We start from the raw sequence: 22793 nt of genomic DNA on the forward strand, positions 1-22793 counted from the left end.
AGGATTATTTTAACGTATAGCGTTCTGAACGCTTTTCTAACATCTGTTGTACGATTGATAATAAGAAACAAATAACCCAATAAATAAGACCTGCTTCGAAATAAACAATTAAAAACTCATAGTTCATTGCCGCAATTTCCTGCGCTTTTCGGAACATTTCTGTTACTAAAATTAACGATGCTAATGAAGTATCCTTCACTAAGCTAATAAATGTATTCGAAAGCGGCGGGATTGATACGCGCGTTGCTTGTGGTAAAATAACACGTTTTAACGCTTGCGGGTATGTCATCCCAATTGTGTAAGCTGCTTCCCACTGCCCTTTCGGAATGGAAAGGATAGAAGCACGAATAATTTCCGATGCATATGCACCGACATTTAATGAAAATCCAACAACTGCTGCTGTATATGGCTCAACTTCAATATTAAGAGTTGGAAGTCCATAGAAAATAATAAATAATTGTACAAGAAGTGGCGTTCCGCGAATGATAGATACATAGATACGAGCAATCCATTGTAAAATACGACTACCAGAAATACGTGCGAGCGCTGTTAACGTTGCCAGTATAATCCCGATAATAAATGTAATAAGCGTTAATGGAATTGTTGTAAAAACAGCTTCCTTCAGCATAGGCATGAAGGAAGTCTGCATAATATCTATCCAAGTAGACAATCGATCTGAAACCAATGCACTACTTAGATACATTTTCACCGAACCATTTTTTCGTTATTTTGTCATACGTACCGTCTTTTTTCATATCTTCTAACGCTTTATCTACTTCTTGTACAAGCTTATCGCTACCTTTACGGAATAAGAATCCACTTTCTGAAGCTTCTTTTTCAGTATCTACAATTTTAATTTTCGCATCTTTTTTCGTTTCTAAATAATTTAATACTGATAACTTATCATTAATTGTAAAATCAACGCGTCCTGAAGCTAATAATTCTGCTGCTTGGCTAAATCCTTCTACACCAATAATTTCCGCACCATTTTTCTTAGCGATATCTGCATAGTTACTCGTTAAAGATTGTGCTCCTTTTAATCCTTTTACATCAGCAAATGTAGCAGGCTTATCTTTATCTTTTGCAATAACTAATGCCGCTGAAGATGAAACGTATGGCTTAGAGAAATCGTATTTCTTTTGACGATCTTCACGAATACCAACTTCGTTTGCAACCATATCGAAACGTTTTGCATCAAGACCAGCAAGTAAGCTATCCCATTGTGTTTCTTTAAATACAGGCTTTACACCTAAACGTTTTGCAACTTCTTCCGATAATTCAACGTCAAATCCAGTTAATTTATTGCTTGAATCGTGGAACGTAAATGGTGGATATGTACCTTCTGTACCAATTACAAGTTCACCGCTTTGTTTAATCTTTTGTAACGCATCTTGACTAGCTGTATCTTTTTTCTCTTCTTTACCGCAGCCGGCTACAATCCCGATCGCTAATGTAGTTACTGCAAGCACTGAAAATAATTTCTTCATGATTGTAATCCTCCAAGTATTCTGATAGGAATTTAAAAACTATATTGATTGTATGCAATCTTGAACAATTTTTCAATGAAAATGTTCTTATTTAGTTTATCCTTTTTCTTCATAATCAAACAAAAGGGAAAAATAACGCCACATACAAAAAATAAGTAACATTTTTTAATATAGCATTAATTGTAGGAAAGGTAAAATAATACTTCTTATTATGTACCTTTATCGCCGACATTTTGCCAACAAAAAAGAACTTGCAACAATCGCAAGTTCTTCCCCGCATTAAGCGCTCTGGTTTCCTTCCATTTGCGTTTTATACATATCATAATAACGCCCGCGCTTTTTCATGAGTTCATCATGAGAGCCTTTTTCTAAAATGGTTCCTCTATCGAGCACAATAATTTGATCTGCGCTTTTAATCGTTGAAAGACGATGAGCAATAATAAATGTCGTTCTTCCTTTTTTTACAACTTCCAATGCCTGTTGAATCATCGCCTCTGTTTCTGTATCAATACTAGACGTTGCTTCATCTAAAATTAAGATAGCTGGATCAAAAGCAAGCGCCCTAGCAAACGAAATAAGCTGACGTTCTCCAGTGGAAAGCGTACTTCCCTTTTCTGTAATTTCTTCATTTATATTGTTTGCAAATCTTTCAGCACCAACATCATGCAATGCTTTTATGATACGCTCTTTTGAAATTTTTTCGTTCTCTAAGCTTACATTGGAAGCGACCGTCCCGCTAAATAAAAACGGGTCTTGCAATACGATTCCCATATGCTCACGAGTTGCTTGTTTCGGCATTTCTCTTACATCATGACCATCAATCGTAAGCTTTCCTTTTTCAAACTCATAAAATTGAAAGAGTACATTCATAATAGAACTTTTTCCTGATCCAGTATGACCGACAAGTGCCACTGTCTCGCCTTGTTTCGCTTCAAAAGAAATATTTTTTAACACTTCATCTTTTCCATTATAAGAAAATGATACATTATCAAATTTCACATTTCCTTTTAAACGAGGCATACGTTCTTCTTCTACCGCTTCCCCTTTTTCCTCTAACAATTCAAAGACACGTTCTGATGCAACGCGCGCTTGCTCTAAGTTTGCAAGCTGATTCACCATATTCGTAATTGGCGAGAATAATCGTGTTAAATAATCGACGAACGCATACAGTACCCCAAGTGAAATAATACCTGTAGCACTTAATGACGCACCGCCAAAATACCAAATCACTCCTGTGAAAGCGATATTTCTTAATACGGATACCAAATTGTGTGAAGTTGCTGCATTTAAATTTAAAATTTTATTTTGATACTTAAAATAATCGCCATTTAATTCTTCAAACTCTTTTTTCGTTTCACGCTCTTGACGGAACGCTTGAATAATCGGCATCCCTTGAATGGATTCATTCACCGTTCCATTAATATCAGATAAACGAGAGCGCATTTTATGATTATATACAGACGCATATTTTCTATAAAGAATCGCCCAAACAATTAAAATTGGGATAATTAATAAACATAATGAAGCGAGCTTCACATCTAATAAAAATAGCGCAGCGAATATCCCAATAATATAGATGATACTAGAAACGAATGTTGCCAGCACCGTTACATATAAATCACGAATGGCCTCTGTATCATTCGTCACACGCGAAACAATTTTCCCTGCCGGTAAATGATCAAAGTACCGAATTGGCAACGTTTGAATATGAGAGAAAACATCCTCCCTCATAATTTGAATAATTTTGTTCGCTGCCTTCTGCAAAAAGAACTGCTTTCCGTATGCAAATAATGATACGACTACTAATAAAGCGAAATAGCCACCACCAAGTAATAATAGACGGTTTATTTCTGGTTTATAAAACGCAAACACTTCTTCTTTCGTTAATGCCTTCGCTTTATACACTTGCACCGCCTTACCATTTTGAACGGTAATCATATCTCCTTTTACAGTACGTGATCCTTCAATATTCACTTTATTCGGTACAAAGTAATATTGAAAACCGACTTGCATTACGCGTACTTCTTTACCTTTTGTCTCGCCTTGTTCAAAGCGATCACTTCGCTTATAAAACGCGCCATTATATGAAACAGCTTCTTCACTCTTTTCTGTTTCATACCAAGGTTTCTCTATCCCGACGATATGATCATCAATCATCGTTTTAGCGACGAAAGGACCAGCAAGCTCTGCAATGACGAAAATAAATAACATCAGCATCGCTGCAAAAATCGTCCCTTTCACTTTCATCGCGTATTGAAACAATCGTTTTGAAACGCTCATATTTTCACCCCACTATCCGCACTTTCACTTTCACCTTGTTGTCTTTCAAACTGTTCAGCATACCAGCCTCCCTTTTGGATAAGCTGAGCATGTGTACCTTCTTCCATTACTTCACCTTCGTCCATAACGAGAATCCAATCCGCATGTTGCACTGCAGATAAACGATGCGTCGTAATAATCGTCGTCTTTCCGCTTCTTTCTGTTCTTATATTTTCAATGATCGCTGCTTCCGTACGAGCATCTACAGCTGATAAAGAATCATCCAAAATTAAAATTTCTGGATTTTGAATAACAGCTCGTGCAATCGAGATCCTTTGTTTTTGCCCTCCTGATAAAGAAACACCTTTCTCTCCAACGAGCGTTTCTAACCCTTCTGGTAAAAACTCTAAATCCTTTTTAAACGCCGCAATTTCAATCGCTTTCTCGAGTTCGTCTTCAGTCGCTTCCCTATTTCCGAATAAAATATTTTCTCGCGCTGTTTTTGAGAACAAAATATGCTCCTGCGGTACATAGCCAATCCACCCGAGTACATTTTCATTCGTTATTTTATCTAATGTCACATTAGAAACTGCAATATCTCCATCTCCAAGCGGATATTGACGAAGAAGCTGACGTACAAGCGTCGTTTTCCCACTTCCTGTTTTTCCGACAACCCCAAGCGTTTCTCCTTGCTTTAATGTGAAAGAAACCTTTTTTAAATTTTCTTCAGTTGATGAAGGATATGAGAAAGACACATCATCAAACTGAATATAATCCGGCTCTTGCACAAGCTTTGGATGTTTCGGATTCTTTACATCTGGCTCATACGCTAACGTTTCATTCACACGGTCAAGCGAAGCATTTCCTCTTTGCATAACATTAATTAATTCACCAATTGCAAACATCGGCCAAATCATCATCCCTAAATACACGTTAAAAGAAACGAGTTCACCAAGCGTCACCTTTGACTGGAACACAAGGTATGCACCGTACACTAAGCCGATTAAATAACTAAGACCGACAAGCATTTTCACAGTTGGTTGGAATAATGCATCAATTCTTGCTACCTTCATATTTTTTTCGTAGACGTCATCTCCTAAATGATGAAATCTTTCCTCGTCTGCATTCTCTTGTACGTATGCACGAATAACGCGCACACCAGCGATTGATTCAAGCACTTTATCGTTCATATCACCAAACGCATCTTGCGCAACGGTAAATCTTTCATGCAATTTCTTTCCATATATATTCATCGCATACGCCATAATTGGAAGCGGGATAAGCGCTGCAAATGTAAGCTCCCAACTAATTGTAAATCCCATCATAAAAACGATCGTAAGCATGTATAAACTAGAATCTACAAGCGTTAATATACCAAAACCAGCTGTCATAGCGATTGCTTTTAAATCATTCGTTGCCCTCGCCATTAAGTCGCCAGTACGATTTTTTTGATAAAAAGTCGGCGTCATCTTAAGTAAATGACCCATAAATTTAGAGCGCATCGTTTTCTCAAGTACAAATGCACCGCCAAACAATTGATGTTGCCATACGAAAGTGAGGCCATATCCAACGATCGTAACCCCTATTAAAATAAGAATAGACTGTATAATAGCTTCGTTTGATAACGTTCCTGTTTTTATGTTATCTATCGTAACCCCTAACACTTTCGGGGGAATCACTTCAACTATATTCACAATTAAAAGAGCTCCAATGGCAATACTATATCTCTTCCAGTGCTCTTTAAAAAACCACTTTAACTTTAGTAATACTGATAACAATGTAACCTCTCCCTTCTCGTTCTCGTTTACTTCTCATTTCTTTATCCACTATCCAAACCCATTACATTTACATTTCGTAACCCATACAATCTCATCACATTTTTCCACCTTCCAAAGTTTTATATAGGAATATGGAAAATAAACAAAAAAAAGCATACCGCCGCTTGACGATATGCACAGGAATGCATAAAAAGCGTACGTTACGATGTACGCAACGTACGCTTTTTATAAGACAAAGATGCCCTATATATCCGCACGGGTTGCGTAATGATATAAATGTTTTCTGCCATTTAACAGACCTAAGCTCATTACATTTACAATTACAATCATTACGCACACCCCCTTCATTTATTTTCCATTTATAATCTTACAACTTTATTGAGTATTCTGTCAATTGTTTTTTTACACATAAAGTAAAATGCACGAAAATGCAAATGGTTCATGACATAATAAATCAGTTTGAAATAAAAGAATGTTCTGTAAGAAAGGGCATACAAAATAAAAAAAGAATAAGAAATCGTTTTCACAAACATTTCATTTGAAAAATGTTATCAAACCCCCTACAATCACCTTATACTCACTCTTACAAGTTGCTATTTTAGGAGGACTAATCATGACAACTAGCAATACGTACAAATTTTATTTAGACGGAGAATGGAGAGAAAGCTCTTCAGGAGAAACAATCGAAATTCCATCTCCATACTTACACGAAGTAATTGGACAAGTACAAGCAATTACTCGCGGAGAAGTAGATGAAGCAATTGCATCTGCAAAAGAAGCTCAAAAATCATGGGCTGAAGCTTCCCTACAAGATCGCGCAAAATACTTATATAAATGGGCTGACGAGCTCGTAAATATGCAGGATGAAATTGCCGATATCATTATGAAAGAAGTCGGTAAAGGCTATAAAGATGCGAAGAAAGAAGTTGTTCGTACAGCTGACTTCATTCGTTACACGATCGAAGAAGCTTTACATATGCACGGAGAAAGCATGATGGGCGATAGCTTCCCTGGCGGAACGAAATCGAAACTTGCGATCATCCAACGCGCACCACTTGGTGTTGTATTAGCAATCGCACCATTTAACTACCCAGTAAACTTATCTGCTGCAAAACTTGCACCAGCATTAATTATGGGTAACGCTGTTATTTTCAAACCAGCAACTCAAGGTGCAATTAGTGGTATTAAAATGGTTGAAGCACTTCATAAAGCTGGCCTTCCAAAAGGACTTGTAAACGTAGCGACAGGACGTGGTTCTGTAATTGGTGATTACTTAGTAGAACACGAAGGCATCAATATGGTATCGTTCACAGGTGGTACAAACACAGGTAAACATTTAGCGAAAAAAGCTTCAATGATTCCACTTGTATTAGAACTTGGTGGTAAAGATCCTGGTATCGTTCGTGAAGATGCTGACTTACAAGATGCTGCAAACCATATCGTAAGCGGTGCATTCTCTTACTCTGGTCAACGTTGTACAGCTATTAAACGTGTACTTGTACACGAAAACGTAGCGGACGAGCTTGTTAGCTTATTAAAAGCGCAAGTAGCTGAACTATCAGTTGGATCTCCAGAACAAGACAGCACAATCGTTCCATTAATCGACGACAAGTCTGCTGATTTCGTTCAAGGTTTAGTTGACGATGCTGTTGAAAAAGGTGCTACAATCGTTATCGGTAACAAACGTGAGCGTAACTTAATTTACCCAACATTAATCGATCACGTAACAGAAGAGATGAAAGTTGCTTGGGAAGAGCCATTCGGCCCAATCCTTCCAATCATCCGTGTTTCTTCAGATGAACAAGCAATTGAAATTGCTAACAAATCAGAGTTCGGCTTACAAGCAAGTGTCTTCACTAAAGACATTAACAAAGCATTTGCAATTGCTAACAAAATCGAAACTGGTTCTGTACAAATTAACGGACGCACAGAGCGCGGCCCTGACCACTTCCCATTCATCGGTGTAAAAGGTTCAGGTATGGGCGCACAAGGTATTCGTAAGAGCCTTGAGTCTATGACACGTGAAAAAGTAACAGTATTAAACTTAGTTTAATCTTATAAAAAGAAGCTGATCTATTTTTAGATCAGCTTCTTTTCTATATAAATACTTCCGAAAAACGGAGTATTTCGTTCTACTTCCGATTTGGTTTTCCAAATCGAACTAAAACATGCCATAATAATTTTAATTCCTGAAGCACTTCTTCATAAGTTCCACGATCACTCCAAGATAATGGATTGCGCTTCAAATCCACTACAGCAGAGCCAATTATATTTGCATCGATGCAATGATTCCGTGCAATGCGTCTTGCTAAAGATGGCATTTTTGAACCTCTAAAATCCATTGGAACTTCGTCTACCGCAAGTACAAAACCGATGTGCCAATACAAATCAATCGCATACTTCAGGCAAATTTCTTCTAAAACTTTTCCTACATCCGTACCCTTAAATGAAGGATCTGCAACAAGCGCCTCCACGTCTTCTTTAAGAGAAATCTCTCCATGAATCTGCGCTTCAATATAATGATTAAGATTACGGGCTGGCTCTTTGCTTACTAAATCTATAAACGGCCTTTTCAGGTTAGCTAGTAAATGATTAATTAATATTGTTGGCGTCAAATTTCCTTCACCAATTGCAAAATCTCTTACAAATGTCTCTTCCAAAAGAGCAGCTAAAATCATATCAAACTCCTCATAAGTCCCCTTTTCTTTCGGATCTTGATGCGAATCTAAATACGTATATGTAGAGCGCGAAGAAACTTTTGGAGATAAAAGAAAATAACATGAACCAAAACGCGGAGCCGGCCCATCTGGATGTAACATTAAATTTAGCGCTCCGTATTTTGGCCGTTGCTCATTCGTTACGCCTTCTAATTGATATGCCCCTCCAAATATTCTCTTTTCCCAAAGGTCACGTTCACCACCAGGGTAAGCAGATACGCTTCCATTAGATAGTAATGTTTCAAATTGACTTTTATATACTCCTTGCTCAAACAATGCTTCAGCAACACTTTTCATACTCGAATCAAGTCTGTCTGGATGAAAGTGTAAAGCAATCCTTGCATGAGATTTTAAATTAGCGACAGCTTCTTCAAATATTTCATCTGTAATATTAGACATTTTAAGTATATGATTAATCGTTGCTTTAGCCTCACGTTTTTCGTTCTCTGCATATTTTGAAATATACTCTAAAGCAAATAATTGAGATCTTGATAATTCCATAATCCAATCTCCCCTTTAATTGAAATGACCTTAATCCTTTCAATTAAAAGTGCATTTTTTCCTTCTTATGCAACTAACCTAATTTATTGAACAAAAAGTACTTTAATACAGTCTAATTACAGATACGAGCATTCTTTACGGGTAAATCCACACATTCTACAGAAATGTGATATCCTAGCCATCGCTCAGCAATATGTTCAAATGATAAAACAGATCCCGTCGTAAAAAAACGATGCTTCGGATTCAGATTGTCAGACAAAATTCCTTTGTGCTGTAAAATGGTACTTAACTCTATCGCTGTTTCTTCTGCAGAACTAATAATCGTTACATCTTCTCCTAACCCCCTTTTTAATCACAAACTCTTCTCTATAATCTGATTATTACTATATCCATTGACGTATAAAAATACATTTGTTACTCTTAAAGACGTTAATTTAATATTTAAATCCTCATTCGTATCTCGGTGAGGTAGAGGTTGCAATCATTAAGAGTATCATTTCAGGAGATGTAGTGGCATTGATGAAGGAATGAGAAAGGAATGGTTGCCGAAGTAAGTCGTGTCCACCATGCACGCTTGCTGGGTCTGCATTTAATAAGTGCAGAACTGTCACAAACGTTTCGTTTGTGGAGAGCTATCGAGAGGTATGTCGTGGGTTTCTTATAAGATAGAAAGCATGTAGCGGCAGATTACGTGCTTTTTTTGTTTTGTTTGGGACTTCTCTTCTCTACTAAGAAGACATACATATCTCCTCGCTTGACTTGGTTATACTAACTTTGGAGGTATTTTCTATGCAACAAAAAAAATGGGGCTTTTGGGTACTAACAGCTTTCGTTGTCGGTAACATGGTTGGCGCTGGTATTTTCATGGTGCCAAGTACGTTGGCACAAACAGCAAGCCCACTCGGTGTCACTTTAGCTTGGTTGACTACAGGGTTTGGTGTTTTAATGCTAGCTCTTGTTTTCGGTAATTTAGCAATTCGTCGTCCTGATTTAACGACAGGACCACAAAGTCATGCATATGCTTTATTCTCAACACCAAAAAAGAAAAAAATGGCTGGCTTCAGTATGGTATGGGGATATTGGGTTGCAAACTGGGCAAGTAACGTTGCCATCATTACATCATTTGCGGGATATTTATCACTCTTCTTCCCAATTATGAAAGATACGCGACTGCTATTTTCAATCGGTTCTTTTAACATAGAAGTCGGAAAACTAATTACATTTACGATTTGTTCCATCTTACTTTGGGGAACTCATATTATATTAACAAATGGTGTAAGCGGAGCTGGAAAACTAAACTTCTTAGCAACAACAACGAAAGTAACTGGATTCCTTTTATTCATCGTCGTTACGTTATTTGCATTCGAAGCTTCTAAATTTGGACAATGGTACACACCGATGATCGATAAATCAGGTGCATCACACGGTCTTCTTTCACAAGTAAATTTAGCGGCTCTTACAACGCTTTGGGCGTTTATCGGAATTGAATCAGCCGTTCTTTTATCAAACCGTGCTGTTTCTCCAAAAACGGTAAAACGTGCAACAGTTGCGGGATTACTTATTACAGTTGCGATTTACTTAGGAATTACAATTTTAACAATGGGTGTACTTCACGTTGATAAATTACAAGCTTCTGAACGTCCATTAGCAGATGCATTAAACGCTGCAATGGGTCATGGCGGCGGGAAACTGATGGCATTACTTGCTCTTACTTCCCTGTTCGGTTCTATCTTAGGCTGGATTTTATTAAGCTCAGAAGTACCATATCAAGCAGCAAAAGAAGGTTTCTTCCCTTCCTTCTTCACGAAAACAAATAAAAAAGGAAGTCCAATTTACTCATTACGATTAACAAACATTATGTCGCAAGTGTTCCTATTCTCAACATTATCAGGAACCATTGCGGAAGCTTATACATTCGTTATTACCGTATCAACACTGGCCTACCTCATTCCATATCTCGTTTCACCAATCTTCCAGTTAAAACTAGTCGCAACTGGTGAAACATATAAAAATGAAATGCGGGCAAGAATTACAGATGGCATAGTCGCAGTTATCGCACTTTGCTACGCACTATGGGTTATTAAAACCGGCGCATCCGATATAAAAACGTTCCTTCTCGGAATTGGTTTATTCGTAATCGGATTTGCTTTCTATCCATTAATGAATCGTGATCAGAAAAAAAATAACGAAAAGAAAAACGGGCAAGTTGCATAACGCAATTTGCTCGTTTTTTCTTTTGTAAAACATATATAATAGAACAAAGAGGTGAAAAACATGTCAATCGAATCGCTATGGAGCAGTCGCTTCCAACAACATATTCAAAATATCATTACATACTTTGCACGTATGATTAACGGTTTACTATATAGCTTTATCTTTATTTCATGCGTTGGCGCATACTACTATGCTCAGTTTCTAAAAACATCTCCTTCTAAAGGAATATCTTTACTACTCATCACGATTGTACTTACATTCATTATAACGAGATGCCCTATCCGTACATTTATTCAAAAACCTGATGCTGTCTATTTACTAGCACTAGAAGAGAAATTAACATCTTATTTCAAAAAATCTCTTCTATACAATTACATCATTCAGCTTTTCCCATTGTTATTTACGTTCCTTATTCTCGTTCCAATTGCTATGCAATCATTGCAATTAACGGTTCCTTTTTTATGTACAATCTTTATCATGTTAATGATTACGAAAGCCTGGAACATGTACATACATTGGATGTGGCGTGATAGTCACGAAAAAAACATATGGCTAATCATTCGTATTACTTGTAACGCCCTAATCATTTTCATGCTGTTTTATTCCGCAAATGTTCTCATATTGGGCGGACTACTCTTACTACTTGCTTTCCTACTTCTATATACGAAAAAACAGCCTACAAAACGAATACCTTGGGATTACATAATCGAGCAAGAAGAAAAAATGAACGTTCGTTTTTATCAATTTGCTAGCATTTTCACAGATGTTCCGCAACTGAATAAACAAGTAAATAAAAGAAAATGGCTTACAAATTGGATTGAACCTTTATTACATAAAAAACGAGCAACTTTCTTCTACTTACATACACTAGCATTTTTACGTGGAAATGATTATTTCGGCATATATATTCGCTTAGGATTGATCGGTGCTTTCGCCTTATATTTCATACCAAATATATACGTAAAAGGCGCTATCGCTTACATCGTTCTATATATGATTTCTATGCAGCTCCGTTCACTGTGGAAATATTTTTCAGGAAATATTATTGTAGCATTATATCCGATTGGTACTGAAGAAAGAATGAAGCAATTTCTTCGCTTAATCTTTATATTGCTAAGTATTCAACTCATTGTATTTTCAATTGTTATACTCATTGCTACAGGTCAATTTTTACATAGCCTTATCATTATGATTGTCGGGTTACTCTGGATCAAATTTATTATTGTACCAAAAACAAAGCAACGCGTTTCTTCGTTTTAACGAAAAGAAATATCTTAAAAGCCAAGGAGCAAATAAATTATCTCCTTGGCTTTTTTATTTTGCTTCCTCAAACAAGAATCACTGAAACAACCGATATTTTATGATTTTTACATACAAAAACGATAATACATGTTTACGACCTAATAAAAAGGGTATCTATTAATTAACAGAGTAAAGGAGGGGCCTATATTGTGAATAAAAAAACGGAACAACTGAAGCATCACGTTACTGACAATCAATGCAAACATGCTTTAACAACAAATCAAGGGGTAAAAATAGCTGAAGATGAATTTTCTTTAAAGATGGGCTTAAGAGGCCCAACCTTAATGGAGGATTTCCACTTTCGCGAGAAAACGACCCATTTTGATCACGAACGAATTCCCGAAAGGATTGTTCATGCACGCGGAGTTGGTGCTCATGGTTATTTTCAGCTTTATGAATCGTTAGAAGCATATACGAAAGCAGATTTTCTTACTAATCCTTCAAAGAAAACACCTGTATTTGTACGGTTCTCAACCGTTCAAGGTTCTAAAGGATCCAATGACACAGTAAGAGATGTACGCGGATTCGCCACAAAATTTTATACAGATGAAGGAAACTATGATTTAGTGGGTAATAATATGCCAGTATTCTTTATCCAAGATGCTATTAAATTTCCTGATTTTGTCCATGCAGTTAAACCAGAACCACATAATGATATTCCTCAAGGAGCTAGCGCTCATGATACCTTTTGGGACTTTGTTGCGCATAATCCTGAGTCCACTCATATGGTCATGTGGCAAATGAGCGACCGAGCTATTCCGCGTAGTTTACGAATGATGGAAGGTTTTGGAGTTCACACATTTCGACTCATTAACGCAGAAGGAAAAGCCCATTTCGTAAAGTTTCACTGGAAACCTACCCTCGGGGTTCATTCATTAGTATGGGATGAAGCTCAAAAGATTGCTGGGAAAAATCCTGATTTTCATCGTCAAGATTTATACGAAGCAATTGAAAAAGGGCATTATCCTGAATGGGAGCTTGGATTACAGTTAATTCCAGAAGAAGATGAACATAAATTTGATTTTGATATTTTAGATCCAACGAAATTATGGCCAGAAGAAGAAGTTCCCGTAAAATTAGTTGGTAAAATGACACTGAACAAAAATGTTGATAACTTCTTTGCTGAAACAGAGCAGGTAGCTTTTCACCCTGGTCATGTCGTACCAGGTATTGATTTTTCAAATGACCCTCTTCTGCAAGGAAGATTATTCTCCTATACAGATACACAATTATCTCGTTTAGGGGGCCCTAATTTCCATCAAATCCCTATCAATCAACCCGTATGTCCTTTTCATAATAATCAACGTGATGGTATGCATCAAATGCAGATTCATCGCGGTCAAACAAGCTATCATCCTAATGGATTAAATAACAATCAACCTGCAACCGTCCAAGCCGAACAAGGAGGATATGAACATTATCAAGAAAAGATTGATGGGCATAAAATTAGAGGTCGCAGTAAAAGCTTTCTTAACTTCTATTCTCAGGCTAAACTTTTCTACAATAGTATGAGCCCTATTGAAAAGCAGCACATAAAAGAAGCTTTTTGCTTTGAAGTTGGGAAGTGTAAATCAGACATGGTGAAGGCAAATGTAATTGCTCTTCTAAACCACGTCGATCGTCAATTAGCACAAGAAGTCGCTAACATTATTGGAGCTCCTTTACCTAAGGTAAATCACGAAGTAAATTCAGATGCAAAATCACCTGCACTAAGTATGTCCAATACTATTTTTAAATCTGATTCCAAAAATGTTGCAATTCTATTAAATGGTGAACCAAGCGTCTCACTTCTGTCCGAATGGATTCAAGCTTTTGTACAACACCGAATTAACTATAGCATCATAGATAATAAAATTTATCAGTTCAATGATTCCATTAAAGTAACTGATACTTATACAACAACAGACTCCTCCCTTTTTGATGCAGTATTAGTGTTTAGTAGTGAGTCTGTCATTCAACCCCCTGTTTTAGAATTTGCAGAAACTACTTTTAAACATTTTAAACCGATAGCTCATGTCCTTAGTAATCCTCATGCTTTGGACCATAGTAAGATTAAACTGGATGGAGCAGGAGTTTACAACTTAACAAATACTTCAATTGAATCATTTATAGAAGGCATTGCCCAAGGAAGATTCTGGAGCCAATAATATAATGTAAGGAGCGGATTAGAATGAGTAAAAAAATTGCTATTTTAATAACGGATTATTTCGAGGACACAGAATACACAGAGCCAGCAGAAGCTTTTAAACAAAAGGGATATGAATTAACAACTATTGAAGCAGAAAAAGGTAAAACGGTACACGGTAAGCAAGGAAAAAGTGAAGTCGTGATTGATAAAAGTATTGATGATGTTTCTCCAGAGAACTTTGATGCCCTCTTCATACCGGGTGGATTTTCTCCAGATATACTTCGTGCCGATGAACGTTTTGTTCGCTTTAGTAAAGCATTTATGGATGCGGAAAAACCTGTTTTCGCTATTTGTCACGGACCTCAGCTACTCATCACTGCACAAACACTTGAAGGACGCGATGTAACTGGATATAAATCTATTAAAGTCGATTTGAAAAATGCCGGCGGGAACTTTCATGACAAAGAGGTTGTCGTATGTCAAAATCAGCTAGTAACAAGTAGACAGCCAGAGGACATCCCAGCGTTTATTGAAGAATCGTTGCGTATATTAGGATAACTACTTCGGTTAACTAACCTCCTTTTATTTACATGAAAATAATTAATCAGTGGGGTTTTATTCATCCACCACTGATTAATTATCCCTCACCAACTGGTCGTTTGCAGGAAATCCGACCACCACAAATAGCAGGATAAATAAAAAAGGGGGGAATCCAAAAGTTCAGTTTTAATAATCTTTTGGATTCCCCCCTTTTCTCGCCCCAAAATTCCTTATCACTTTTCATAGGCAGTTCTCATATAGTGAAAATGACTATATAATTCCTATCCATAAGTTAAATAATGATTTCGCACATATATAAATACAAAAGATGGGAGCCTTATTTATGAATAACAATCCACCTTCAACGCCCCAAGACAACTCCGAAAACAATAGCCGTGATATTACACTGCAAACATTAAGGGTCATCGGACTTGTCGTCCTTATTAGTGGTTATATCCTCGTTGCGCTCTCTGAAGTAGGTGAGCTGAAAGTCTTATTAACAAACCCAAATAGCAATCCTGATTTAGCTGAAGTTGATCCGTTTTAAAAGCCATATGAAAAGCGATTTCTAGCATCGCTTTTCATATCGTTTTATCCAATCTGAGAAACCTCCCCCTCATACTTCTCTTTCCCTATCGCCTTCATAAATAATAAAATACTGCTCATACCAACGATAAAGTACAGAGCACTCATACCCCAAGATGCAATAAATGAACCTAGCATAACACCTAATGCCCCGTTCATTTTTGCCACTTGAAAGACCATTCCGTTAATCGCCATATAAGAACCTCTTGCCTCATTTGGCACCATATCTGCCATAATAGATTGACGCACTGGCACATACATCATCTCGCCTACTGTTTGGAAAAGCCCTGCAATTAATAAAATCCATAAGCTATTGCTCGTTCCGAGTATTGTAAATCCAATCGTGTAAATAAATAAGCCTACATATAAGATTTTCAAATCGTTGAAGCTTTTCAGCATTTTAATAAGAAGTGCTGAACATAACACAACTAAAATTGTATTCTCTGCAGAAATCCAGCTCAGCATGCGAATACCTGTTAAATCAAACGTAAAACCATTCCCGAATAAAAAGTGCACCGTTTCAAATTCCTTCTGCAAACGTACCCCTAAATAATTATTAATTTGAAACTCTAACGATAATGTACATATACTCGCTGCACAAAAAATTAAAAATGCTTTATCTTTCATCACGACTTTATAACTATCTGCCATATCTTTTAATACATTTTTCTTCTCCATCGTTTTTCGTGCTACATACACTTCTTCCATATACACAGCCATCACATATAAAGTCATAATGGCAACAAGCGTTAATACGATAAACAATTGTAGTCTATAGTTTTCAAATAGTAATCCTCCAAATATCGCTCCAATTGCAATGGATAAGTTAATAGCCCAGTAATTAATGCTGTACATCACTTTTCGATTTTCAGGTGTACTCACATCAATTAACATCGCTTCTGTCGCAGGATTCATAAGTCCCGATCCTAAACTATTCACTAGCATAAAGATAAATGTTAACCACGGTGAGTCAACGTAATCCGAATTCGCAACTCCCATACAAGCAATGGAAATGACTTGTATACTTTGACCGATAATCATAACCTTTTTACGCCCAAGCCGGTCTCCAACATATCCACCGTATAAACCAATTACTAATGAAGCTATGACATTAATAAGTAGTAACGCACCAGCAATCGCGCTACCTAACTTTACGGAAAAATAAATCGCCATAAATGGAAAAATCATCGTGGACACAGTACGTGTTAAAAACGATGTTATAATTCTAATTTTTATATTTCGATGCATACTCCAAAATCCCATTGTTTCCCCTCCTTATGCTTACTTATTTTACTTTGAAAAAAAGGAAGAAAAAGGTTAGAATATTCTAAAGAGTTTCCCCTTTTATGATAGAAGGAAGTGTATATATGAAAATTATGGACTATTACATTAGACTAAGACTACATGCACAAGATCAACAACATATGCGAAATAGCTTACAAGAATTAGCGGATGTTTTATATTGCAGTACGAAAAACGTAAAGATTTTATTAAAGAAAATGAGCGAGGAGCAATTAATTAGCTGGACTCCAGGGCGAGGCCGCGGAAATAAAACGGAAATTCTATTTATACATAATTTCGTAGAAGCGATTGAGTCCTATACAGATGAACTGTTAGCGCAAGAAAAATTAAAAGATATCTTTCTTCTTTTAAAAGAACCCCTCCCCCTCGCACTTCAAAAAAAGATAGAAAATAAACTACATCATCATTTTGGATACGAACCTTCAAATGATATGTACGACGTATTAAAGATTCCTATATCGAGAAAGATATTCCCATTAGATCCGGCTTTTGTGGCTGTAACTACAGAGAGCCATCTTACGAGTCAAATTTTTGATACATTAGTCGTCTATAACGATGTTACTGAAAAAATGGAGCCTCACATTGCGCATACGTGGGAATTAAGTGAAGACGGGCTTACGTGGACTTTTTATTTACGAAAGGATGTATATTTTCATAACGAAACAGTTTTAACTTCTAAAGATGTACAATTTTCATTTGAAAGACTAAAAGAAGTTTACTCTCCTTTCGAATGGTTAACAGAAGAAATCGTTCAAATTGAAACGCCATCACCACTACAAATTCGATTCCATTTAGCGAAACCAAATTTATTTTTCTTACACTATGTAAGTTCAATGCAGCTCGCAATTTTACCGCGTGATACGAGTATTCAAAATCATCATTATATAGGTACTGGACCTTTCAAACTTGCTCATTACTCTGAAGATAATATCATACTCGAAGCGTTCACCCATTATTTTAAAGAGCGCGCGTTATTAGACCGTATTGAATTTTGGGGTATTCCTGACCATGTGCAAATAGATGCTGATTATGAACTACCAAACGAAGAGGAAAATGAAAGGCATGATATACAAATAGAAGAAATAGGTTGTATTTATGCTAGCTTCAACTTTAAAAAACCTGGTCCTCATCACGACATTTACTTTCGAAAAGCTTGGAGAGAACTATATGATGTTGAAATGATACTTCGTAACATAGAGGGTAGACGGACAATTGCTGCATCAAGCTTTTTCCCTGATAGAAGCCGCCTTGCAACAAGAAGATCCTACTCTTTAGAAAAGGCAAAAGAGTATTTGAAAAAGAGTACATATAATGGAGAAACGATACATATTTACTTCTTCGCATTTAAAGATAGTGCAAATGATGCATATTTCTTAAAAGAACGATGTGAAAGTTTAGGTATACAAGTAGAGCTTCACCCATTTCCCGTTTCAGATTATATGAATCGCTCTATTGATAAACATACTGATATTATTTTCATGGGAGAAGTATTTGCTGCCAATCATGAAATTGCATTCTTAAATGTATTTAAAAATAAAAGTTGCTTCGTAAATCGGTTCATGGACCCGCACTACGAAAAACAAATTAACTGTTTACTAGATACATTTTTACTAGAAGAAAATAAAGAAAAGCGCTATGAACTCATGTATGAGATTGAAGAGTTTTTACAAGCAGAACACATCATTTTATTTAACTATCACGTTCTAAAAAGAAAAACATACCCTTCTTCTTTAAAAAACGTAACAATTGATTCATTCGGTTGGGCAAATTTTGCGAAGTTATGGATACAGCCATCCATGTCTTAAAATGTGAGTCATTATAAAAGGAGAAGGTACTACATCCTTAGTAGTACCTTCTTCACATACTATTATTTAATTACTCCATCTAAGTGATCTTTCAAGTTCACTAAAAACTTCTCTATATCCGGATTCTTCACCACATCATAACAAGCAAAACTCTTTAACGGACTCATACCGAGAAACTTTTGCACTCGGTGTAAATGACTAAGCGCTGATTCTAAACTTTCTCCTTCAAAGAACTTCGTCTTATCTCCAAATGCTTTTTCAGGTGCATTCCAAGTTGTAGAGAACATATACTCTTTCTCTTTTAATAAACCACCTGTTCCATATTCATCTGCACCTTTAAAGAACAAACCGTATTCATATACTTCATCCATATACGTTTTAAATAAGCCTGGAACACTAAACCAGTAAATTGGTGTTTGATAAATCACAACATCAGACCATAAAAACTTCTCTTGTTCTTCTTTAATATTGTAACCATCTTGAATCGTTGTTGTTTTCACATGATGATTCTCGCCTAATACAGTAACCATATAATCTACTAACGTTTTATTTAATCGTCCTTCCTTTGTACCGTATTTTTCATGTCCATTTATAATAAATATATTTTTCATCGTTTTTCTCTCCCCTATATGATCTACTCTTCAGCTATTAAGCCGAGTTGCTGCTGTAGTGTAAGATTATCTTCTAAATGCCAATCTTCCGTTATCTTTCCGTCTTTCACATGTAAAATATCAATTGCAAAAAAATTAACTTTCTTACCATTATGTGTTCCTGTAAAAGAAAGACGGGCTGTTACTTTATCACCAACAACTAATAAGTCTTCAATCTCGCAATGTATATCAGGCACAACTTTACGAAAATTTTGCGCTGCAAACTTTAATCCTTCAATGCCTTGTGGTCGCCCTTTCGGCAATGTATTATCGAAGAAATCTTTAGTAACAGTCTGCGGAATAAGTTCCTCCTTACCTGTATCCCAAAATGCATAAAAACGCTGCGCCGCATGAACCATTTCTGTCGCTTCTTTTTTACTTAGTGAGGGATCAATTGTCATTGCTTTTGGCTTTGGCATTTCTTTTAATAACTGAACTTCAGTTTTTTGTTCCACACCACATGCTACAAGCACAATACAAATAACAAACAAACTAAGAAACCCAAATAACTTTTTTATCCCCATGGAAATCACCACCTCCTTATATAAATCCTTTTTGTTTCGTATTGCTATTGTATATGCACTAACTTCCTTTATGGAAGTAGTGATATTTTTTTCATATAGTTACCAAAAGTATAGTTTTGTGATACTATAAAGCAAATTCATCTAAAAAATTTTATGGAGGCTAGTTCCATGAACAATATAGATCCAGTTGAATTAACGAAAGGTTTACCGGGCATACCTTGTCCTATCGCTAAAACACTTGATGTAATTAGTACAAAATGGACATTTTTAATCATTCGTGATCTTCTTATCGAAGGAACATTACGCTTTAGTGATTTACAAAAATCAATGGATGGGATTAGTCCAAAAACATTATCGCTTCGACTAAAGGAATTAGAATCTCAAGGCATTATAACGAGAAAAGTATATCCAGAAGTTCCGCCTCGTGTAGAGTACACATTAACGGATAAAGGAAAGCAATTAGAGGGGATTTTTATTGAATTAAAACGGTTTGGATTAAGCTTATAAAACAAAAACCCCTTACCGTCGTAAGGGGTTTTATTACTTCGCAAAACTTTCAGCCAACTGTTTCTCTCTCCACATAAATGTAATGCCGAGACCAACTATTAAAACAACGCCTGAAAATGCATATGGATAATGAATATTCATATCAAATAATATTCCGCCCATCGCTGGTCCTGCGATATTTCCTAAACTCGTATAAGTCGAGTTCATACCAGCGACGAATCCTTGCTCTTTTCCGGCTGCTTTTGATAAAAATGTCGTTAAAGCTGGACGAAGTAAATCAAATGCTAAGAAAATGAAGCAAGTAACGAGAAGTACAATCCAATAATTAAAGACTACAGTTGAGACGAATGCTAATACTGCACCTACAATTAAACATATTTGAATTAACACTTTCTCACCGAACATGTCTACCAATTTGCCAAACATAAATACTTGCACAACTACTCCAAAGATTGAACTAATTGTAATAATTGCCGCAATATCTTTCGGCGAGAAACCAAATTTATGATCAGAGAATAAGCTAAACACTGTTTCATACGCTGATAATCCGAATGCGAGTACAAATACGATAATAAATGCAATTGCATACATTGGATGTAATGATTTCTTTAAATCCCCAATAAAACTTGATTCTTTCGTATTAGAAGAAATCTCTGCAAGTTCTTCTTTCGTTAACGGTTCTTTTAAAATAAAGATCGAAATCACACATGCTATAAAAGCAATTACTGCTGCAACGAAAAACGGCACACGTATACCGTATTCTGCAATAAATCCGCCGATTCCAGGCCCTATAATGAATCCAGTACTAATAGCCGCAGATAAGTATCCCATCGCCTTTGGACGTTCCTGAATAGATGTAATATCCGCAACATATGCCGTAACACCAGGCATAATAAAAGCAGCACTAATTCCGCCTAATACCCTTGCTACATAAAGCATCCATACATCTTTTCCTAATCCAAAAAGAAGCTCTGAAACACCAAAAATAAATAATCCAATGATTATCATTTTCTTTCTACCGTAAAGATCAACCCACCGGCCTGTAATAGGTGAAGTAATGAGCTGTGCCATTGCAAACACTGCAACGAGATATCCCATCGTCTTCCCTGTTAAACCCATATCATTCATAAAGGACGGCATAACCGGAATGATTAATCCAATCCCTAAAAAAGCGATAAATATATTACTCAAAAGAATGACCAATACCATCTTTTGTTCTTTTATCGGTTTCTTCACTTTTTAACACCTCTTCCCGTAAGTTCCTCTCAAAAAATAATGCCCAAGAAGCTTTTTCTCTATCCTTCTATTTGTGGGCTAGTCATGAGTAGAGATGCCCCCTACTCGTTAGAATTTCACACTATCCTTCCACACATACATACGCATTAGGTGAATGACTATCATTCAGTTTTCCTCAAAAATGAACCTACCTTTTCAGACAGGTTCATCTCACTATTTCTTTATATGTAGTGCATGTGTTAAAAAATCTAGTACTTCTGCCTTTTGTAGCTCGACTTGCTCATCATCTTTATGATCATATAGATACACTTGTTCCGCTGCTGATTCAACTAGAGCGATAAATAACTTCGCTGTTCGCTCTGCGTGAACCGAATCACGAATTTCACCAGCTTCTTTTGCCTCATTTAAAAATTCACTTAGCCACATATAAAGGGGCTCATACACAGCTTCCCATTCTTTTATATGTTCTGTAGATGCAAGACCAGCATACATTAAAGCTTGTATTTCACGATATTCAGCTATAAAGTGAAACACCGCATCTATTACTTGCGTCACTTTACTTGAGAAAGGCGCATCGTTTTGCACTTTTTCTTTCACTGCAAGTATCATCTTTTCAACCATCACTTCTGCTATTGCAGGCATAACAGATAACTTAGAAGGAAAATATAAATAGAAAGTTCCTTGCGCAATGCCAGCTAATTTCACGATATCAGAAATCTTCGTTTTTTCGACGCCCTTTTCCTGAAACACTTCAATAGCTGCATAGACAATTTTCTCTTTTTTATTCATCATCTAAACCCTTTCACACGCATATTGAATGACTGTCACTCATTTTATAAGATAATCGATTGTACTGTCAATGATAGTGAACTCTAAGAGGAAATCATTTTTTTATAATAAAATCTCCTAATAAACAATTAGGAGATAAAAATACAATATACCTTTAAGAAAGTGCCTTTAATCCTGTCACTCCACATACAATAAGAAACACACTAATGATACGCGCTTTACTTTTCGACTCACCAAACAAGAACATGTTTAACAAAACTGCACCTGCTGTTCCGATACCAATCCAAACCGCATACGCGACACTTACTTGTAAAAATAAGAAGGAAGTATACAAAAATGCGAAGGATGTAGCAAACCCACCTATATAAATCGCACCATTGGCTAATGTCTTATCTTTACTATACATTTTAAGTCCTATCACACCGACTATTTCACTAATTGCAGCACAAAATACGAAAAACCAACCCAT

General features: G+C 36.4%; 19 protein-coding genes, 1 pseudogene and 1 riboswitch. Of the genes and pseudogenes, 8 read left to right on the top strand and 12 right to left on the bottom strand.

The window, feature by feature from the left end:
- Positions 1-4: 4 nt before the first annotated feature.
- From BUA87_RS13075 to BUA87_RS13095, 4 genes are all read right to left on the bottom strand, one after another.
- Positions 5-703, bottom strand: a complete 699-nt coding sequence (locus BUA87_RS13075; protein WP_000281499.1) for an amino acid ABC transporter permease — start codon at positions 701-703, stop codon at positions 5-7.
- Positions 690-1487, bottom strand: a complete 798-nt coding sequence (locus BUA87_RS13080) for an amino acid ABC transporter substrate-binding protein (RefSeq protein ID WP_000732856.1) — start codon at positions 1485-1487, stop codon at positions 690-692. The genes BUA87_RS13075 and BUA87_RS13080 overlap by 14 nt, the downstream gene beginning before the upstream one ends.
- A 279-nt stretch (positions 1488-1766) precedes the next feature.
- Entirely contained in the window at positions 1767-3767 is a 2001-nt protein-coding gene (locus BUA87_RS13090) for an ABC transporter ATP-binding protein (protein ID WP_016082717.1), read from the bottom strand.
- Positions 3764-5524, bottom strand: a complete 1761-nt coding sequence (locus BUA87_RS13095; protein ID WP_071713865.1) for an ABC transporter ATP-binding protein — start codon at positions 5522-5524, stop codon at positions 3764-3766. The genes BUA87_RS13090 and BUA87_RS13095 overlap by 4 nt, the downstream gene beginning before the upstream one ends.
- Positions 5525-6137: 613 nt before the next feature.
- Between BUA87_RS13095 and gapN the strand changes: the two genes are divergently transcribed.
- On the top strand, positions 6138-7577 hold the full coding sequence (gene gapN / locus BUA87_RS13110) for an NADP-dependent glyceraldehyde-3-phosphate dehydrogenase (RefSeq protein ID WP_000213615.1): 1440 nt from the start codon (positions 6138-6140) through the stop codon (positions 7575-7577).
- Positions 7578-7656: 79 nt separating this feature from the next.
- Here the strand turns inward: gapN and BUA87_RS13115 are convergent, their stop codons facing one another.
- Positions 7657-8742, bottom strand: coding sequence for a DUF3626 domain-containing protein (locus BUA87_RS13115; RefSeq protein ID WP_071713866.1), 1086 nt, complete (start codon positions 8740-8742; stop codon positions 7657-7659).
- 112 nt (positions 8743-8854) lie between these two features.
- Positions 8855-9094, bottom strand: a pseudogene (locus BUA87_RS13120) (glutamate racemase); the annotation flags it as partial.
- A gap of 109 nt (positions 9095-9203) precedes the next feature.
- Positions 9204-9385: riboswitch (Lysine riboswitch) on the top strand.
- Between the two features lie 146 nt (positions 9386-9531).
- On the opposite strand from BUA87_RS13120, the gene BUA87_RS13125 reads away from it, so the two are divergent.
- From BUA87_RS13125 to BUA87_RS13145, 5 genes are all read left to right on the top strand, one after another.
- A complete protein-coding gene (locus BUA87_RS13125; protein ID WP_023521252.1) occupies positions 9532-10956 on the top strand; it encodes an amino acid permease in 1425 nt (474 codons plus the stop codon).
- 60 nt (positions 10957-11016) lie between these two features.
- A complete protein-coding gene (locus tag BUA87_RS13130) occupies positions 11017-12216 on the top strand; it encodes an ABC transporter permease (protein WP_071713868.1) in 1200 nt (399 codons plus the stop codon).
- Between the two features lie 191 nt (positions 12217-12407).
- On the top strand, positions 12408-14405 hold the full coding sequence (locus tag BUA87_RS13135; protein WP_072939887.1) for a catalase: 1998 nt from the start codon (positions 12408-12410) through the stop codon (positions 14403-14405).
- Between the two features lie 23 nt (positions 14406-14428).
- Positions 14429-14944, top strand: a complete 516-nt coding sequence (locus tag BUA87_RS13140; protein ID WP_071713870.1) for a type 1 glutamine amidotransferase domain-containing protein — start codon at positions 14429-14431, stop codon at positions 14942-14944.
- Between the two features lie 325 nt (positions 14945-15269).
- Complete coding sequence (locus BUA87_RS13145) at positions 15270-15473, top strand: hypothetical protein (protein WP_001063872.1); 204 nt, start codon at positions 15270-15272, stop codon at positions 15471-15473.
- Between the two features lie 44 nt (positions 15474-15517).
- On the opposite strand, the gene BUA87_RS13150 is transcribed toward BUA87_RS13145, so the two are convergent.
- Positions 15518-16774 (bottom strand): MDR family MFS transporter, encoded by a 1257-nt coding sequence (locus BUA87_RS13150; RefSeq protein WP_000508235.1) that lies wholly within the window; start codon positions 16772-16774, stop codon positions 15518-15520.
- Between the two features lie 83 nt (positions 16775-16857).
- On the opposite strand from BUA87_RS13150, the gene BUA87_RS13155 reads away from it, so the two are divergent.
- Positions 16858-18618 (top strand): SgrR family transcriptional regulator, encoded by a 1761-nt coding sequence (locus BUA87_RS13155; protein ID WP_072939891.1) that lies wholly within the window; start codon positions 16858-16860, stop codon positions 18616-18618.
- A 62-nt stretch (positions 18619-18680) separates the two neighbouring features.
- Here BUA87_RS13155 and BUA87_RS13160 read toward each other — a convergent pair whose 3' ends face one another.
- The gene (locus BUA87_RS13160) at positions 18681-19229 is read right to left on the bottom strand and encodes an NAD(P)H-dependent oxidoreductase (protein WP_016513642.1); all 549 of its coding nucleotides are present in this window, start codon (positions 19227-19229) and stop codon (positions 18681-18683) included.
- Positions 19230-19252: 23 nt separating this feature from the next.
- Positions 19253-19792 (bottom strand): ester cyclase, encoded by a 540-nt coding sequence (locus tag BUA87_RS13165; RefSeq protein ID WP_016097794.1) that lies wholly within the window; start codon positions 19790-19792, stop codon positions 19253-19255.
- A gap of 168 nt (positions 19793-19960) precedes the next feature.
- Here BUA87_RS13165 and BUA87_RS13170 point away from each other — a divergent pair, with 168 nt between their 5' ends.
- Positions 19961-20299, top strand: coding sequence for a winged helix-turn-helix transcriptional regulator (locus BUA87_RS13170; RefSeq protein WP_001059470.1), 339 nt, complete (start codon positions 19961-19963; stop codon positions 20297-20299).
- A gap of 33 nt (positions 20300-20332) precedes the next feature.
- On the opposite strand, the gene BUA87_RS13175 is transcribed toward BUA87_RS13170, so the two are convergent.
- The 3 genes from BUA87_RS13175 to BUA87_RS13185 all read right to left on the bottom strand — a co-directional run bounded on the left by BUA87_RS13175 (position 20333) and on the right by BUA87_RS13185 (position 22793).
- Complete coding sequence (locus tag BUA87_RS13175; RefSeq protein WP_000742945.1) at positions 20333-21535, bottom strand: MFS transporter; 1203 nt, start codon at positions 21533-21535, stop codon at positions 20333-20335.
- A gap of 213 nt (positions 21536-21748) precedes the next feature.
- Entirely contained in the window at positions 21749-22327 is a 579-nt protein-coding gene (locus BUA87_RS13180) for a TetR/AcrR family transcriptional regulator (protein ID WP_001996782.1), read from the bottom strand.
- 151 nt (positions 22328-22478) lie between these two features.
- Complete coding sequence (locus BUA87_RS13185; protein WP_000539671.1) at positions 22479-22793, bottom strand: DMT family transporter; 315 nt, start codon at positions 22791-22793, stop codon at positions 22479-22481.

The organism is Bacillus sp. bc15 (genome assembly GCF_900142585.1).
In the GTDB taxonomy this organism is placed as follows: domain Bacteria; phylum Bacillota; class Bacilli; order Bacillales; family Bacillaceae_G; genus Bacillus_A; species Bacillus_A cereus.

Bases quoted from the DNA above. Each gene is read 5' to 3' on its own strand.
- BUA87_RS13075 (WP_000281499.1), bottom strand. From the start codon at position 703: ATGTATCTAAGTAGTGCATTGGTTTCAGATCGATTGTCTACTTGGATA.
- BUA87_RS13080 (WP_000732856.1), bottom strand. From the start codon at position 1,487: ATGAAGAAATTATTTTCAGTGCTTGCAGTAACTACATTAGCGATCGGG.
- BUA87_RS13090 (WP_016082717.1), bottom strand. From the start codon at position 3,767: ATGAGCGTTTCAAAACGATTGTTTCAATACGCGATGAAAGTGAAAGGG.
- gapN (WP_000213615.1), top strand. From the start codon at position 6,138: ATGACAACTAGCAATACGTACAAATTTTATTTAGACGGAGAATGGAGA.
- BUA87_RS13115 (WP_071713866.1), bottom strand. From the start codon at position 8,742: ATGGAATTATCAAGATCTCAATTATTTGCTTTAGAGTATATTTCAAAA.
- BUA87_RS13125 (WP_023521252.1), top strand. From the start codon at position 9,532: ATGCAACAAAAAAAATGGGGCTTTTGGGTACTAACAGCTTTCGTTGTC.
- BUA87_RS13130 (WP_071713868.1), top strand. From the start codon at position 11,017: ATGTCAATCGAATCGCTATGGAGCAGTCGCTTCCAACAACATATTCAA.
- BUA87_RS13140 (WP_071713870.1), top strand. From the start codon at position 14,429: ATGAGTAAAAAAATTGCTATTTTAATAACGGATTATTTCGAGGACACA.
- BUA87_RS13145 (WP_001063872.1), top strand. From the start codon at position 15,270: ATGAATAACAATCCACCTTCAACGCCCCAAGACAACTCCGAAAACAAT.
- BUA87_RS13150 (WP_000508235.1), bottom strand. From the start codon at position 16,774: ATGGGATTTTGGAGTATGCATCGAAATATAAAAATTAGAATTATAACA.
- BUA87_RS13155 (WP_072939891.1), top strand. From the start codon at position 16,858: ATGATAGAAGGAAGTGTATATATGAAAATTATGGACTATTACATTAGA.
- BUA87_RS13160 (WP_016513642.1), bottom strand. From the start codon at position 19,229: ATGAAAAATATATTTATTATAAATGGACATGAAAAATACGGTACAAAG.
- BUA87_RS13165 (WP_016097794.1), bottom strand. From the start codon at position 19,792: ATGGGGATAAAAAAGTTATTTGGGTTTCTTAGTTTGTTTGTTATTTGT.
- BUA87_RS13170 (WP_001059470.1), top strand. From the start codon at position 19,961: ATGAACAATATAGATCCAGTTGAATTAACGAAAGGTTTACCGGGCATA.
- BUA87_RS13180 (WP_001996782.1), bottom strand. From the start codon at position 22,327: ATGATGAATAAAAAAGAGAAAATTGTCTATGCAGCTATTGAAGTGTTT.
- BUA87_RS13185 (WP_000539671.1), bottom strand. From the start codon at position 22,793: ATGGGTTGGTTTTTCGTATTTTGTGCTGCAATTAGTGAAATAGTCGGT.